Raw genomic sequence first — 15915 nt, forward strand, 5'->3', positions numbered from 1 at the left:
CATTAAATTATAATAGTATTACTGAATTTTGTAAAGGAAGGAAGATTGAAATGGAAAAAAGACGTTATGAGTTAAATAAAGAACTGGCACAGATGCTAAAAGGTGGAGTGATCATGGATGTCACTACTCCGGAGCAGGCTGTAATTGCAGAAAAAGCGGGCGCTTGTGCTGTAATGGCATTGGAAAGAATTCCGGCAGATATCAGAGCAGCCGGTGGGGTGTCAAGAATGAGTGATCCAAAGATGATTAAAGGAATTCAGCAGGCTGTATCAATTCCGGTTATGGCAAAATGTCGTATTGGTCATTTTGCGGAGGCTCAAATTCTTGAAGCAATAGAAATCGACTATATTGATGAAAGTGAAGTTTTATCACCTGCGGATGATGTGTATCATATAGATAAAACGAAGTTTAAAGTGCCTTTTGTATGTGGTGCGAAAGATTTGGGAGAAGCATTAAGACGTATTAATGAAGGGGCTTCCATGATTAGAACAAAAGGAGAACCTGGAACAGGAGATATAGTTCAGGCGGTGCGTCATATGAGAATGATGAATCGTCAGATTGCTAAAATTGTCTCAATGAGAGAAGACGAGCTCTTTAATGAAGCAAAAGAATTGCAAGTGCCATATGAATTAGTTTTGTATGTTCATGAAAATGGAAGACTTCCGGTTGTAAATTTTGCAGCAGGAGGAGTTGCAACGCCGGCAGATGCAGCACTAATGATGCAGTTGGGTGCAGAAGGAGTTTTTGTAGGGTCTGGCATTTTTAAATCTGGTGATCCTGCAAAAAGAGCTAATGCCATTGTGAAAGCGGTAACTAATTATAATGATTACAAAATGCTGGCAGAACTTTCAGAGGACTTAGGCGAAGCTATGGTAGGGATCAATGAACAGGAGATTGAGCTTCTTATGGCTGAAAGGGGCAAATAGGAATGAAAATAGCAGTATTGGCAGTTCAGGGAGCGTTCATTGAGCATATAAATATGTTGAATAATATGGGAATAGAATGTATTGAACTTCGCAAAAAGTCAGATTTAGGAGCTAGCTTTGATGGATTAATTCTTCCTGGCGGGGAAAGTACGGTACAGGGCAAGCTATTAAGAGAATTGGATATGTTTAATGGCATTAAGGAACGAATAAAAAACGGAATGTCTGTATTAGGAACATGTGCAGGTCTGATTCTTTTAGCGGAAAAGCTAAGTAACGATGAACAAACCCATTTTCAGACTTTACCGGTAAGTGTAAAGAGGAATGCATATGGAAGGCAATTAGGGAGCTTTTACACTGAAGAAGAGGTTAAAGGAGTGGGGAAGGTTCCTATGAAATTTATCAGGGCTCCATATGTTGAAGCTGTATCTGCTGAAGTTGAAATATTGTCAAAGGTGAAAGAAAACATTGTAGCCGTAAAATATAAGAATCAGATAGGTTTGGCATTTCATCCTGAATTGTGTGACGATAAAAGGATACATAAATTATTTGCTGATATGGTTTAAATGTGCATGTATCTCTAGAAAAGTGGCTGTAAGATACCAAAATGCGATAGTAAGAATTTGGACATTGATGTACCTGATTCTTATTATCGCATTTTTTCTGGAATCTAAAAATAACTTTTTTGACAGCATAGATTATTTATGTGTAAAATGATAGAAGTACCAAAAGGTAAAAAATACGAAGTAATATTTGGGCTATTCCTAAATGTGTATTTAAAAATAAAAAATCTGGAATATTATATCTAAGAATTTATTGACAAGACTATTTTGAAATATTATAATATAAAACATATAGGATTAGTTGGGAAAGCGAGGTGGATAAAATGAAATTCTCGACTAAGGGAAGATATGGACTCAGAGCAATGGTTGACCTTGCAGTGCATGCAAAAGGAGAGCACGTTGCACTATGCAGTATTGCAGAAAGGCAAGGGATTTCAATGAATTATCTGGAACAGGTCTTTTCTGTATTGAGAAAATCAGGGCTGGTTAAAAGTGTTAAGGGTGCGCAGGGAGGATATATATTGTCGGAGTCTCCGGCAGATATAAAGGTTGGACGGATTTTAAGAGTTCTCGAAGGTCCCCTTTCTGTTATTGATGAGGATGCAGAAAATTCCACGGAAAATGAATCGAGAATACAGAGTTGTATTAGGATGTGTGTATGGGATAAGATGAATGAATCTTTGAACGATTTGGCGGATTCTCTCACATTGGAGGATCTTGTAGATAACTACTGGAAAATGAATGGAATTGAAGATACAATGTATTACATTTAATTTTTTTGCACTAAATATGATAAAACAAATAGGAAAAGTCTTTTAAAGATGGGTGTTGCCAGCTAACTAATTGAAATAGCTAGAAAACATCAGTGTTTATGAATGTATTGACATATTTTTATGGCAGGATTAAAATAATATAAAACATATAAGAAAACTAGGAATAATTTATGATGGAGGCGATGAAATGTCCAAAATTGCAAAAAATCTCATTGAACTTATTGGTAATACGCCATTATTGGAATTAAATAATTATAACAAGGAAAATAGTCTTGAAGCAAAGGTAATAGCAAAGCTTGAATACTTTAATCCAGCATCGAGTGTTAAAGATAGAATTGGTTATGCAATGATAAAAGACGCTGAAGATAAGGGCTTAATCAACAAAGATACGGTTATAATTGAGCCTACTAGTGGAAACACAGGAATTGCACTTGCATTTGTTGCGGCTGCAAGAGGCTACAAACTTATTATTACTCTTCCTGATACTTTTAGTGTTGAAAGAAGAAATCTGCTAAAGGCATTGGGTGCAGAACTGGTACTTACCCCGGGTGCTGAAGGCATGGCAGGGGCAATCAAAAAGGCTGAAGAATTAGCCTCACAGACTCCAAATTCTTATATACCTCAACAGTTTAAAAATCCTGCAAACCCTGAAATTCACAGAAGGACAACAGCTGAAGAGATATGGAGAGATACCGATGGAACTGTGGATATTTTCGTAGCAGGTGTTGGAACAGGTGGTACGATAACAGGTGTAGGAGAAGTTATAAAACAGAGAAAGCCTGAATTAAAAGTGGTTGCAGTAGAGCCTTTTGATTCTCCGGTTTTGTCAGGCGGGAAAAAGGGTTCTCATAAGCTACAGGGCTTAGGGGCAGGGTTTGTACCGGATGTTCTAAATTTAAAGATTGTAGATGAAATACTTAAAGTAAAAAATGAAGATGCTTTTGAAACAGCAAGAAAGCTAGCCAGCACAGAAGGACTTCTGGTTGGAATATCATCTGGAGCTGCGGTGTTTGCAGCTACACAAATTGCACAGAGGCCAGAAAACAAAGGTAAAAACATAGTTGTTATACTTCCTGATACTGGAGAAAGGTATCTTTCGACACAGCTTTTTCTGGATTGACAAGATAAGTACAATAAAAGAAGTGGCAATTCAATTTACCACTTATGTTTTATATTTGATTTTCAGCTTTTTAATAGATACTTGACTAAGATTATAGGAAAACCCATGAACCATATCTGACGAAGCGGTTCATGGGTTCTTAGTGTTCTAAAGAGTTTCATTCATACTTCCGGTTCTATAACCCTTCAAATCCAAAGAAGTGTAGGTAAATCCAAGTTCTTTGAAATAAGCATAGATATTATTAGCTAAATTCTTCCGAAATACTTGCTCAATTTCGTTGGGAGACAACTCAATTCTAGCCAGTTCTCCATGATGTCTTACCCGAACCTGTCTAAATCCTAAATCAATTAGGAACTGTTCAGCTTTGTCAACCATTTGAAGCTTTTCTCTTGTTATAGTCTGTCCATATGGAAATCTTGAAGAAAGACATGCAAAGGATGGTTTGTCCCAAGTGCTAAGACCCATTTCCTTGGATAAGAATCTTATATCATCCTTTGTAAGCTCTGCTTCCCTTAAAGGGCTTACTACCAAAAGCTCTTCAACCGCCTTCAATCCTGGTCTGAAATCACTTAAATCATCATGATTTGAACCTTCGAATACATATTTTAAATTTTCCTTTTTGGCAATGTCATTTATCTTGCTGAAAAGTTCATGCTTGCATATATAACATCTGTTTGTAGAGTTTTGTGCAAAGCCTTCTAATTCAAGCTCTTCTGAAGCAATTGTCAAATGCCTTATACCGTATTTATTGATGAATTCAACTGCTTCATTGTATTCTCTTTCTGGGAAAGTTGCTGATTTTGCAGTTACAGCAAGGACATTATTTCCTAAAACATCAAAAGCTACTTTTAAAAGGAAGGATGAATCTACTCCTCCTGAAAATGCAACAACAGCACTTCCTAATGATTCTATATGTTTTTTTAGCTTTTCAAGCTTGGCAGATGCATCCATAGACAATTAACCCCCTATTGATTTCTTCAATGCCTGGTCTAAATCATATATCAAATCATCTACATCTTCTATTCCGATTGAAAGTCTAATCATATCAGGAGTCACACCAGCAGCCTTTTGATCGCTTTCTGAAAGTTGTGCATGAGTTGTGCTGGCAGGATGAATTACAAGGGATTTTGCGTCTGCAACATTAGCCAGGAGAGAGAATATCTCAAGATTTTCAATGAATTTCTTTCCTGCTTCAACTCCGCCTTTTATACCAAAGGTAAATATGGAACCTGTACCTTTAGGGAAGTATTTTTGTGCAAGGTCATAGTATTTGTTTCCTTTTAAGCTGGGGTAATTCACCCAGGATACAAGAGGATGATTTGCCAGGAAATCTGCAATTTTCTTTGCATTGTATACATGCCTTTCAACCCTTAGGGACAGTGTTTCAAGACCTTGTATCAATAAAAATGAGTTAAATGGGCTAATGGAAGCTCCAGTATCTCTTAAAAGCTGTACCCTGGCTTTTGTAACAAAGGCAACAGCACCTGCAGCTTCAACATATTTTACACCGTGGTAGCTTGGATCAGGCTCTGTAAGTCCCGGGAATTTTCCGCTTCCAGCCCAATCAAAGTTACCGGAATCAATAATTACTCCGCCTATTGATGTTCCGTGTCCTCCGATAAACTTTGTAGCTGAATGAACAACTATATCAGCTCCGAATTCAATAGGTTTTATCAAATAAGGAGTTCCAAAAGTATTATCAACTATAAGAGGTATACCATTGGCATGAGCAATTTTTGCTACAGCTTCAATATCCACTAGATTTATTCCAGGGTTTCCGATGGTTTCGATGTATAAAGCTTTTGTTTTCTCGTTAATTGCTTTTCTAAAGTTTTCAGGATCATCAGGATTTACAAACGTAGTTTTAATGCCCAACTTTGGCAATGTAATTGCAAATAGATTGTATGTACCGCCATATAGGGTGCTTGCAGAGACTATTTCGTCACCTGTGCCGGCAATGTTCAGAATTGAATAGGTTATGGCAGCAGATCCTGAAGCGACTGCCAAAGCAGCTTTTCCGCCTTCTAATGCAGCTATGCGTTGTTCAAATACATCATTTGTAGGGTTCATCATTCTTGTATAAATGTTTCCAGATTCCTTTAATGCGAATAAATTTGCTGCATGTTCTGTATTGTCAAAAACATAAGAAGTAGTCTGGTAAATTGGAACAGCTCTCGAATTTGTTGCAGGATCTGGTTTTTGTCCAGCATGTACCTGAAGTGTATCAAATTTAAACTCTCTTTTACTCATTTAATTTCTCTCCTTTATTCATGATTTTTCCTATATAATTGGTCGGATTTGCGATAAAAATAAAACATAAGATCAATAGCACGTTTCAATGCCGAGTTGTCCTATTCGTTTTATAATACTATAAGTCCAAAGCTTTGTCAAATTCCTCTTTTTCTTATTTTATTCATTACAACTAAGTACAATGCTAATATAACGACTGCTACAACAATTAATACAACTCCTCTGATTATTCCACAGTACATATTTCCTGAAACAAATATTGTTGTAGGCCCATCAGCTTCCATTATGTTTATACTTTGAAATTGATTACCCTTACAAAAAAATAATGCAGTAAAGAAAAAAATTGCAAAACTGAAAATTAAAATAAAATACTTCCAAAAAGCCCACCTACAAAAGAATTTCTTCATATAACACCTTCCGTTACCCTATAAAATTCCAAATCCAAATATTGATAATTATATATTATATACTTTATATACTCAATAACTCAAACATAAATTGCAAAAATATATCAGATAATACTGACAAATAGTGAAGGCATGACTAAGCTCCTATGTAAGGTGATGCTTCAAAGTATAATTCCTCAAATACCTTGTTCCAAAAAGGAGCTCAAGTCAAATGGCTCCTTGGCATTCATTAACGAGAGTATTAGTAAAAAAACTATTGGAAAGTTAGTAAATGGGTATATAATTACAAATATAACAAAATTATCAGGGAGGTAAGAAGCTTATGAGTGAGGTAGTTAAATTTCTTTCAGATGCAGGGACATTTTATGTTGCAACGGTTGACGGCGATAAGCCAAAGGTTAGGCCATTCGGGATAGCGATTGAACATGAAAGCAAAATTTATTTTGTAACAGGCAATCAAAAGGAGGTTTACAAGCAGCTTCAGATAAATCCAAACTTCGAAGTTAGTGCAACATCGAAAGACGGAAGATGGATAAGACTTAAAGGCAAAGCCGTATTTGAAAATAATATTGAAGTTAAGAAAAAAGCTTTTGAAATTTTACCGGTGCTTGCAAGTTTGTACAATACACCAGAAAATCCGATATTTGAGGTGTTCTACATATCAAAAGGGGAAGCTTCAATATACTCATTCACTGACGCACCAAAAACATTAGAGGTATAAATATGTGAGTGCCCTTATTAAAGTTCTTTAACCAGGGCACTCAATTTTGAAAAAATTATAAAGATTGATTTTTTACTCCAGTTAAATCCTTTATTACCTCACCTGCTATAATAAGTCCCACAACTGAAGGGACAAAGGCGTTGCTGCCTGGTACCTGTCTCCTTTGAGTAGATTTACGGTCTGTTCCTGGTGGGCAGATGCATTCGCTGCGGCAGATTGTAGAAATATCTTCTATAGGAGTCATTGCAGGCTCTTTTGAGTAGACAACTTTGAGGCTTTTTATATTGCGGTTGCGGAGTTCTTTTCTCATTGCCTTTGCAAGGGGACAAATAGAAGTTTCATATATATCTGCCACTTCAAATGCAGTCGGATCAAGTTTGTTTCCTGCACCCATTGAGCTTATAATTGGAACATCAAGCTCTTTTGCCTTCATAATCATCTCGATTTTGCCAGTGACTGTATCAATTGCATCAACGACATAATCATACTGAGCAAAGTCAAACTGCCCGGATGTATCCGGCATACAAAATGTTTTATAAGTACTGACTTTTATATCAGGATTGATTTCCTCAACTCGTTCCTTTGCAACATCGACTTTGTATTTGCCTATAGTTTTTCTGGTAGCAATAATTTGACGGTTTATGTTGGTCAGACAGACTTTATCGTCATCAATCAAGTCGAGTGCTCCAATACCACTTCGTGCAAGCGCTTCAACTGTATACCCACCTACTCCGCCAATTCCAAAAACCGCTATACGTGAATTCGCAAGCTTTTCCATAGCTTCCTTGCCAAATAATAATTCTGTTCTTGAAAACTGATTTAACATAAAAGACATCCTTTAAATTTGTGATTTTGACACTATTAAATATATAAAAATACTATTGACTAGTCAACGGGGGTATTATAATTATTTCATTACACGATGTGCAATACATAATCTATCAACCATATGATATTCATCCTTTTTCACAGTATTTCTCTAATTTTAAGGCACAAAAATGTACGTACTTGTAATTTTATTTCCAGGAACATATAATAACAATAAGTTATGATATGCTTGTAAAGAATGGCAATGGTTGCTATTTATCATGAGTAGAATTTATTTAGAGAGAGGGATCAACATGAGTTTTATTAATCTGGCTGAAGAAAGGTATTCTTTACGATCATTTAGCAGCAAACCTGTTGAAAAAGAAAAGCTTGACCTGGTACTAAAAGCAGGGCAGCTTTCTCCAACGGCTTGCAATAACCAACCACAGCGAATTCTGGTTATTGAAAATGATGAGGCACTTGAAAAATTGAAAAAGTGCACACAGTACCATTTTAACGCTCCAATTGCTTTGCTTGTCTGCTATGATAAAAATGCCAGTTGGAAACGTAGGTTTGACGGGGATGATAGCGGAGTTGTGGATGCAAGTATAGTTACTACACATATGATGTTTCAAGCTGCTGAGCTTGGGCTTGGTACTACATGGGTAGGATATTTTGATCCGGCATTGATTATAAAAGAGTTTGGTTTGACTGGGAATATTGTACCGGTTGCGTTGCTTCCAATGGGATATCCGGCAGAAGATGCAAAACCAAATCCTGGACACTACCAAAGAAAATCTATTGATGAAAATGTGTTCTACAACAAGTTTTCATAGCATATAGATAATATATTATGAAAATTCCTAAGTGTTACTTAATCTAAGCTAAATGAAAAGTCCAATTAAGCAGAGCAAATTGATGCTCTGCTTAAAAATATAAATTATATGAAAAACATCCTTTAAATTTAGGTTTAGAGTTTTTATCTATAGCATCCGCAACATTTTTTAACTTTAAGTATTTACATACATAACGTATAATCATCTTAATTATATTAAGATATAATTATATGATTATATGGAGGAATGTAAATGGACAATTTGATAAACTTATTCAGTATTCTTTCAGATAAAACAAGACTACGCATTTTATTGTTATTGCAAAGCAAAGAGCTTTGTGTATGTGAAATTTTTGCTGCTCTTAATATGTCGCAACCAAGAGTGTCCAGACAGTTGGCGATTCTTAAGCAGTCAAAAATAATAAAGGATAGAAGAGAGGGAAAATGGGCTTACTACAGGATTGACGAAAATGACTATTCCAGATACTTGATAAGCATCATTTCAATGATACCGGATTACTTAAAAGATGATCCGGAATTCAATAATGACCTAGCATTGCTTCAGAAGATATCAGACAATAAAAATAAAACTGTAAGTTGTAAATGTTTATCTGGAGGTGAAGAGCATGGAAGATAAGAGGTGTTGTAATTCTAATAAAATAAATTCCAAAAATAAGGTTGCAGGGAATAAGCCCAAAATTAGGGTGTCATCCCAGTCAAGTTCTTTACCTTATACTGCTGAAAAAGGATCCTGTTGTTGTGGTGGCAGCGATCAGGCTGAGGCAGAGCCAATTACACAATATGATAAAAAAGATAACTGGATAACAGGAGAAATAAAAACTCCCAGGGGTAAAGTACCAATAGTTTCGACACAATTGGCATTTAGCGATAGGTTGGGTGGATGGAAAGCCCGTTGGGGAATCAACAGGATGAATTACAAAATAAATCCCGGACTTTATGCTGTCGGAATTCCGGATAATACTTCTCCTGTACTGGTAACTGCCAACTACAAATTGACTTTTGATGCCTTGAGAAAGGAACTGGCAGACATTAATGCATGGATTTTGGTGCTTGATACAAGGGGAATTAATGTATGGTGTGCTGCAGGAAAAGGTACATTTGGTACGAGAGAAATTGTAACACGTATAAATAAGACAAGGCTCCATGAGATTGTATCGCACAGAACGTTGATATTGCCTCAATTAGGAGCACCAGGGGTAAGTGCTCATGAGGTTTCAACCAAAATCGGTTTTAAAGTGGTTTATGGACCTGTAAGAGCGAGTGATATTAAAGAGTTTATTACCTTGGGAATGAAAGCTACGCCTGAAATGCGTACGGTTAAATTTAACACTTATGACCGATTGGTATTGACACCAATGGAACTGGTCAACACTTTTAAGATATGCCTAATGGTTTTAGGCCTGCTGTTTATTCTAAATCTTATTGCTGTTAGATCTTTTGGAGTAATTGACTTATATGCATACATGGGTGCTATATTAGCAGGAACTGTTCTGACTCCGGTACTGCTCCCATGGATTCCAGGCAGGGCCTTTGCGTGGAAGGGATGGTTTTTGGGATTTATATGGGCTATTACTGTGAATATATTGAATGGTTGGCCGTTTTCACCTTCGTATAGCCTTATAAGGTTGTTGGGGTATTTATTGATTTTGCCGTCAATATCTTCCTTTTATGCAATGAATTTTACAGGCTCATCGACATATACTTCGTTATCAGGAGTTTTGAAGGAAATGAAAATAGCTATACCTATAATTATAATAACAATAAGTTCAGGGGTGTTGCTTATTTTGATTGACAGTTTTATAAAGCTTTAAGGAGGGGTATTATGAAGCATCGGTATTTAAAAAATGTTGTATCTTTAAAACTCAATACAGACAAATGCAAAGGATGCGGCAGATGTGCAGAGGTTTGTCCGCATAGGGTGTTTGATTTAAAAAACAGTAAAGCTGTAATAATGGATAAGGATAGCTGTATGGAATGCAGTGCATGTGCAAGGAATTGTCCGTTTGGAGCAATAGAAGTAAAAACTGGTGTAGGTTGTGCGGCTGCGGTTATTACGGGATGGCTGACTGGAACCGAACCAAGCTGTGGTTGCGCAGATGACAATAACAGCGGAGGATGTTGTTAGGAATGGTCATCTCTTTGTGCAGAAGAAACCCTGCCACATGTAGTCGACCCTAAAAATCCTGGTGCCGTAGATGAAATTGTGCACCTTGGTGACTTCTGGAATGAAGAGGGAATGCGCAAAAACCGTGCTGGAATAATTAGGGACAATAATGAAGTGGGAAGGACTTTCAGAAGAGCATACAAGTATATAAAGGGTGCATATCCATTTTATGAGGATAGTGCTGAAATAATAAGCTGGGGTATAGATAATGCAAAGGTTAATGCAGTTACCGAAGAACTTATAGGGAGTTTATTTGGAGATAGGGACGTTGCTTCAAAGGAAGGCAAGGTAAGACGTCTTTTTGCAAGTGCAATAACTCCAAAAGGGTATGAAAACTATCTTTCTACTGTATTAAATACCAACAAGGTTTATGTTGTGAAAGGAAAGGCTGGAACCGGTACGGAGAAAGTTCTTTCAAAGATTATGGATACAGCAGTTGCAAAAGGATATGATGTTGAAGCTTATTATTGTGCATTAAACCCTCAAAAGCTTGAGCATTTGGTAATACCTGAACCGGGAATTTCATTAACTACATCAAATGAGTATCATAATAATGATGTTAAAGCAGTTGAAGAAATCAATCTTGATAACTACATCGATCAGGACTTACTAGATAAATATAAGAATGAATTAGAATTTAACAATAAAGAATTTGACTCAATTATGGATACTGCAATACTTACTATTGCAAAGGCTAAGGCAATTCATGATGATATGGAAGCTTACTATATACCTAATATGGATTTTGAGGCAATTCAAAGATGTTTCGAATCAACACTGGCAAGAATTCTTGAGTATGCAGAGGAGTTTGAATAATATTGTATTTCTAGAAAAAGAAAAAAATCTGCAATAGATAAGGAGTAGCCGAAGTTATATTGTCAGCATTCCCAAAAAACAGAAACAATTGTAATATGATTGTTTCTGTTTTTTTATTTAAATACTTGCGAAAATGTAGATTTAGATATAAAATTTTATTAGCTCGCTTTATTAATAAATACCAATCCTATCTATGAAGTTATTCTATCTAGCTATGCATTGTCTAAACGATTCTAGTGTATTTATATTTTATGATGAGTAAACAGAGACGCTAAATATTCTATTAAAGTTGCTTTTAACGAACTTACTAGAATATTAGAAAATAAATAAATGAAAATTAAGGGGGTAGTTTAATGAAAACTAGGGGTTTTATATCACTAGTGACGGTGTTGGCGTTTTTGACCTCAGCACTGCTATTTGGCAACGTTTCAGCTTTTACAACTGAGGAGGAGGCAAGTATTTTTCCGTTTGCTAAAGGATTTGAAGATGGGTCACTATCAGGAATTAGGATAAAGAATTCAGAAACTAATTCAATAGACACAAGTGTTGCACATGACGGGACAAAGAGCCTAAAAGTTGCAAACAGAAATTTTTACTGGGAAGGTCCCCAAATTAATCTTATGGGGAAGCTGAAAAAAGGCGAGACTTATAACTGTTCAACATGGGTATATCAGGAAAGTGGAGAAACTCAAACTTTCAGGTTAACAGCATACAGTTGTGATGATACAAGTGATAATCTTTATGAGGGCAGGTTTTATACAACTATTGATGAAAACTTGGCAGTTCCGAGTGGAGTATGGACAAGACTTGAAGGGTTATATACATACAATTATGAGGGAACAGCCGTAGATTCAGTAATATATATCGAAGCAACTAATATAGATTTTGACTTTAATGTTGATGATATAGTTATTGCAGGTCCTTCTGTTGTTAACAGCGGGTTTGAAGATGGAAAAACTGAAGGTTGGGCATCAAATGGAGCAGCAACACTCTCTGCAAGCACTGATGTTGCTAAAAGCGGTGACTACAGCATGAAAGTTGCAGGAAGAAATAATGTATGGGAAGGTCCGGTAGCGGACTTGACAGACACGCTGATAAAAGATCAGACTTACACTGTTTCAGCATGGGTATATCAGGATAGCGGAGAAGCCCAGACTTTTAGACTTACTTCTTATAGCAGGGATGACTCAAGCGATAACGCTTATGATGGAAAATTCTATAAGACAGTAGCAGAAAATCTTAGTGTCCCAAGCGGGGAATGGACAAGATTAGAAGGGTTTTATACCTACACATATACAGGTACACCTATGGCGCTGACTTTCTATGTGGAATCGCCTAAACTTGGTTTTGATTTTTATGTAGATGATGTCGTTATAGCAGGAAAAGTAAAGTCAAATGATGCTTCTCCAATAATATGTGATGCAGGATTTGAAGGAACCTTTGACGGATGGGCTGCTCAGGGTACAGGTAAAGATGCAACTCTTTCGATTAATGAATCTACAGCACATGACGGTATTAATAGTCTTCTGGTTACTGGAAGGGCAGATACATGGCAGGGAGCAAGATTTGATCTGAAGGGTAAAGTTACAAAAGGTCAGGTAATTGATATGTCCATGTGGGTTTACCAGACAACAAAAGAAACACAGCAAATTAGGGTGTCAGTTTGCTCTGATTCAGATGGAGATCCTGTTTATACCACATTAGCTGTGGATAATGCTGTACCTGTTGGTACATGGGTAGAGCTTAAAGGAACGTATACTGTAAATTATACAGGAGATGTTGAGCAGCTATTCATCTATGTTGAGTCAGGTAATGCAACAATGGATATCGGCATTGATGATGTACTGATAACTGGTTCGCCTGTTGATGATAAAGGTATTGAAACAGATATTCCTTCATTGAAGGATGTTTTTGCAGATTATTTCCCAATTGGGGTTGCTGTACCATCTTCAGCATTTGATAATAAACTCCAGTCAGATCTTATTAAAAAGCATTTTAACAGTATTACAGCAGAAAATGATATGAAACCTGTTTCAATGCAGCCAATAGAAGGTAGCTTTAGCCTTGATAAAGGAGATCGATTTGTTGAGTTTACACAGGAAAACGGGATGCGCCTGAGAGGCCATACTTTGTGCTGGCATCAGGCAGTGCCAAATTGGATATTTGTTGATGACAAAGGTGAAACTGTAACAAGAGATGTTCTTTTGGAGAGATTGAAGACACATATTGAAACATTAATTAAGCATTATGGTGATAAGGTTGAAGTTTGGGATGTTGTAAATGAAGCTATCGGAGATAGTCAGCCCTATGGACTTAGAGACTCAAAATGGAGACAGATTATAGGTGATGATTATTTAGAAAAGGCGTTTGAATATGCGTATGGAGCGCTTGTTGATGCTGGGCTTGAAGGTAAAGTAAAGCTTTACTACAATGATTACAACAATGAAGAGAATCCTCTTAAGAGGGAAGCAATTCTTGAACTTGTGAAAGAATTAAAGGAAAAAACTAAGATAGATGGAGTAGGCTACCAATGTCATATTGGTATAGATTTTGGTTCTGTTGAAGGTATAAGGGAAACACTTAAAGGTTACCTTGATTTAGGACTTGAAGTTGAAATTACAGAATTGGATATGACAGTATATAAGAGCTTTACTGAGGCTGATGCACCTATAACTGAAGAGCAGTTAATCAGACAGGCGTACAAATTTAAAGATCTTGCAGAAATGTTAAAAGAACTTGATTCACAGTACCCTGATAAAATCAAAGGTGTGACTTTCTGGGGTTTAAAAGATGATATGACATGGCTGAACTATTTTGTAGATGGCGGAAGAATAGATGCACCGTTACTTTTTAACAAGGAAGGTAAAGCTAAATATGCATACTGGGGATTTGTAGATGCTAGCAAACTTCCTGTATTTGTAAATCATGCTATGACGTTTAAAGGAACTCCTTCTGTTGACGGAGTGGAAGAGAATGTATGGAATATAGCAAAGGGTATTGATATTAAGGACTTAAACGGACAGGTAAGAGGAAACTGTAAAACTCTCTGGGATGATAAGGGGTTATATGCTTATTTAAAGGTGAAAGGTACTCCTTCAAAAGCTGAGTTCTTTGTTGATGAAGACAATAGTAAGGATGAAAGAAATGAAGCAGAAGATAAATCCTTCAGTATTACAAGTTCTGGTGAAATTACAGGCACAACTAATGCGGTTGTGAAGCAGGAAGACGGATATTATATGTTCGAAATTTACATGCCTTTCACAAATGCTCCATCAGATAAAGTTGGCTTTGATGTAAGGTTAAACTTTGGTGAGGGCGAAAAAGTTGAGCTTGTGAGCTGGAACGATATAAAGAATACTCAGGACAGTGATACTTCTGGTTATGGAGTATTAAGCATGGTGAATCCGGAATATACTGAAGCTATTAAAGGAACACCAGCAGTTGACGGTGAAATTGACAGTGCCTGGGCTAGTGCAAATAAGATTTCTACAGATATTGTTACACAGGGAACAGCACCTGCCAAAGCTAGTGTCAAGACTATGTGGGACGAAAATTATCTGTATGTTTTGGCAGAAGTAGCAGATACATCATTAAGCGATGTAAGCGAGAACCCATGGGAACAGGATTCAATTGAGTTCTTCGTTGATGAAAACAATGGCAGGACTTCAGAATACGAATCCGATGATGCTCAATACAGGGTTAACTTCAACAACAAACAATCCTTTGGAGGCAATTGTGTTCAAGATGACTTTATTACAGTGACAAAGGCTGTTTATGATGGAGATGCTGTAAGTGGATATCTTGTAGAAGCTGCAATTCCATTTAACACAATTAGCGGAAATTCCGGATATATTATGGGGTTTGATCTGCAGGTAAATGACGATTCAAATGCTGATGGAATAAGAGAGGGAATGTCAAACTGGAGTGATGCAACAGGAGTTGGCTATAAGAATACTGAAGCATTTGGTCTCTTGAAGCTTGTTGATAGCAGTAATACAAATACTGTATCAGGATATATCAAGTCCGACTTTATTTATCAGCAAGAAAAGGCTGGAGAGATAGAGTCTGGTTTTGTAGTTGAAATAGTTGGAACAGGTTTGAAAGCTGAATCAGTTAATGGATATTTTGAAATATCGGGTGTGCCTGAAAATGCAGAAGGATATACGTTGAAGATTACAAAGCAAAACTATTTGGCAAGAGAAATTAAAGGTGTTGTTGTTACAGGCAATACTAGTATTTCAACTCAAAGTTCACCAGTTATGATGTGGGTTGGAGATGTTGAAATTAATGGAGTTCAAGATAATTCTATAAATATGGCTGACATAATGTTTGTTTGCAAATCATACAATACAGTAAAAGGTAGCGATAAATATAGAGCTGGTAGCGATTTAAACAAAGATGGTGCTGTCAATATGGAAGATATAGTTATCGTAGGAAAACACTTTAATAAAACTTCTGCAAGTTACAAATAATATGCAGATAAACAGCTAATTATATTTTCAGCATTTTAAGCTT

General features: G+C 36.5%; 15 protein-coding genes. 11 read left to right on the forward strand and 4 right to left on the reverse strand.

Annotation, left to right across the window (positions count from 1 at the left end; all coding sequences use genetic code 11):
• Window positions 1-50 precede the first annotated feature (50 nt).
• From pdxS to cysK, 4 genes are all read left to right on the forward strand, one after another.
• A complete protein-coding gene (gene pdxS / locus ACECE_RS0200245) occupies window positions 51-926 on the forward strand; it encodes a pyridoxal 5'-phosphate synthase lyase subunit PdxS (protein WP_010243096.1) in 876 nt (291 codons plus the stop codon).
• 2 nt (window positions 927-928) lie between these two features.
• Window positions 929-1489 (forward strand): pyridoxal 5'-phosphate synthase glutaminase subunit PdxT, encoded by a 561-nt coding sequence (gene pdxT, locus ACECE_RS0200250; RefSeq protein WP_010243097.1) that lies wholly within the window; start codon window positions 929-931, stop codon window positions 1487-1489.
• Window positions 1490-1809: 320 nt separating this feature from the next.
• The gene (locus ACECE_RS0200255) at window positions 1810-2259 is read left to right on the forward strand and encodes an RrF2 family transcriptional regulator (RefSeq protein ID WP_010243099.1); all 450 of its coding nucleotides are present in this window, start codon (window positions 1810-1812) and stop codon (window positions 2257-2259) included.
• Window positions 2260-2446: 187 nt separating this feature from the next.
• The gene (cysK, locus tag ACECE_RS0200260; RefSeq protein WP_010243100.1) at window positions 2447-3379 is read left to right on the forward strand and encodes a cysteine synthase A; all 933 of its coding nucleotides are present in this window, start codon (window positions 2447-2449) and stop codon (window positions 3377-3379) included.
• A 147-nt stretch (window positions 3380-3526) separates the two neighbouring features.
• Here cysK and larE read toward each other — a convergent pair whose 3' ends face one another.
• The 3 genes from larE to ACECE_RS32480 form a co-directional block, all read right to left on the reverse strand.
• Window positions 3527-4330: an ATP-dependent sacrificial sulfur transferase LarE gene (gene larE, locus ACECE_RS0200265; RefSeq protein ID WP_010243101.1), complete on the reverse strand. Its 804-nt coding sequence runs from the start codon at window positions 4328-4330 to the stop codon at window positions 3527-3529.
• A 6-nt stretch (window positions 4331-4336) separates the two neighbouring features.
• Entirely contained in the window at window positions 4337-5629 is a 1293-nt protein-coding gene (locus ACECE_RS0200270) for a homocysteine synthase (RefSeq protein ID WP_010243102.1), read from the reverse strand.
• 137 nt (window positions 5630-5766) lie between these two features.
• Window positions 5767-5913: a hypothetical protein gene (locus ACECE_RS32480; RefSeq protein ID WP_162862440.1), complete on the reverse strand. Its 147-nt coding sequence runs from the start codon at window positions 5911-5913 to the stop codon at window positions 5767-5769.
• A 445-nt stretch (window positions 5914-6358) separates the two neighbouring features.
• Here ACECE_RS32480 and ACECE_RS0200280 point away from each other — a divergent pair, with 445 nt between their 5' ends.
• Window positions 6359-6757, forward strand: coding sequence for a pyridoxamine 5'-phosphate oxidase family protein (locus tag ACECE_RS0200280; RefSeq protein ID WP_010243104.1), 399 nt, complete (start codon window positions 6359-6361; stop codon window positions 6755-6757).
• 55 nt (window positions 6758-6812) lie between these two features.
• Here ACECE_RS0200280 and ACECE_RS0200285 read toward each other — a convergent pair whose 3' ends face one another.
• Window positions 6813-7583 carry a tRNA threonylcarbamoyladenosine dehydratase gene (locus tag ACECE_RS0200285; RefSeq protein ID WP_010243105.1) on the reverse strand — a complete coding sequence of 257 codons (771 nt, stop codon included), beginning with the start codon at window positions 7581-7583 and terminating at the stop codon, window positions 6813-6815.
• 295 nt (window positions 7584-7878) lie between these two features.
• On the opposite strand from ACECE_RS0200285, the gene ACECE_RS0200290 reads away from it, so the two are divergent.
• The 6 genes from ACECE_RS0200290 (at window position 7879) to ACECE_RS0200315 (ending at window position 15872) form a co-directional block, all read left to right on the forward strand.
• The gene (locus ACECE_RS0200290; RefSeq protein ID WP_010243107.1) at window positions 7879-8400 is read left to right on the forward strand and encodes a nitroreductase family protein; all 522 of its coding nucleotides are present in this window, start codon (window positions 7879-7881) and stop codon (window positions 8398-8400) included.
• Window positions 8401-8652: 252 nt separating this feature from the next.
• On the forward strand, window positions 8653-9036 hold the full coding sequence (locus ACECE_RS0200295; RefSeq protein WP_010243109.1) for an ArsR/SmtB family transcription factor: 384 nt from the start codon (window positions 8653-8655) through the stop codon (window positions 9034-9036).
• Entirely contained in the window at window positions 9026-10231 is a 1206-nt protein-coding gene (gene hgcA, locus ACECE_RS0200300) for a mercury methylation corrinoid protein HgcA (protein ID WP_010243111.1), read from the forward strand. The genes ACECE_RS0200295 and hgcA overlap by 11 nt, the downstream gene beginning before the upstream one ends.
• 11 nt (window positions 10232-10242) lie before the next feature.
• Entirely contained in the window at window positions 10243-10545 is a 303-nt protein-coding gene (gene hgcB / locus ACECE_RS0200305) for a mercury methylation ferredoxin HgcB (RefSeq protein ID WP_010243113.1), read from the forward strand.
• A 78-nt stretch (window positions 10546-10623) separates the two neighbouring features.
• Window positions 10624-11400, forward strand: coding sequence for an ATPase (locus ACECE_RS26150; RefSeq protein WP_456048985.1), 777 nt, complete (start codon window positions 10624-10626; stop codon window positions 11398-11400).
• A 353-nt stretch (window positions 11401-11753) separates the two neighbouring features.
• Complete coding sequence (locus tag ACECE_RS0200315) at window positions 11754-15872, forward strand: endo-1,4-beta-xylanase (protein WP_010243117.1); 4119 nt, start codon at window positions 11754-11756, stop codon at window positions 15870-15872.
• Window positions 15873-15915: the final 43 nt, after the last annotated feature.

The sequence above is a fragment of the Acetivibrio cellulolyticus CD2 genome (assembly GCF_000179595.2).
GTDB classification, from domain to species: Bacteria; Bacillota; Clostridia; order Acetivibrionales; family Acetivibrionaceae; genus Acetivibrio; species Acetivibrio cellulolyticus.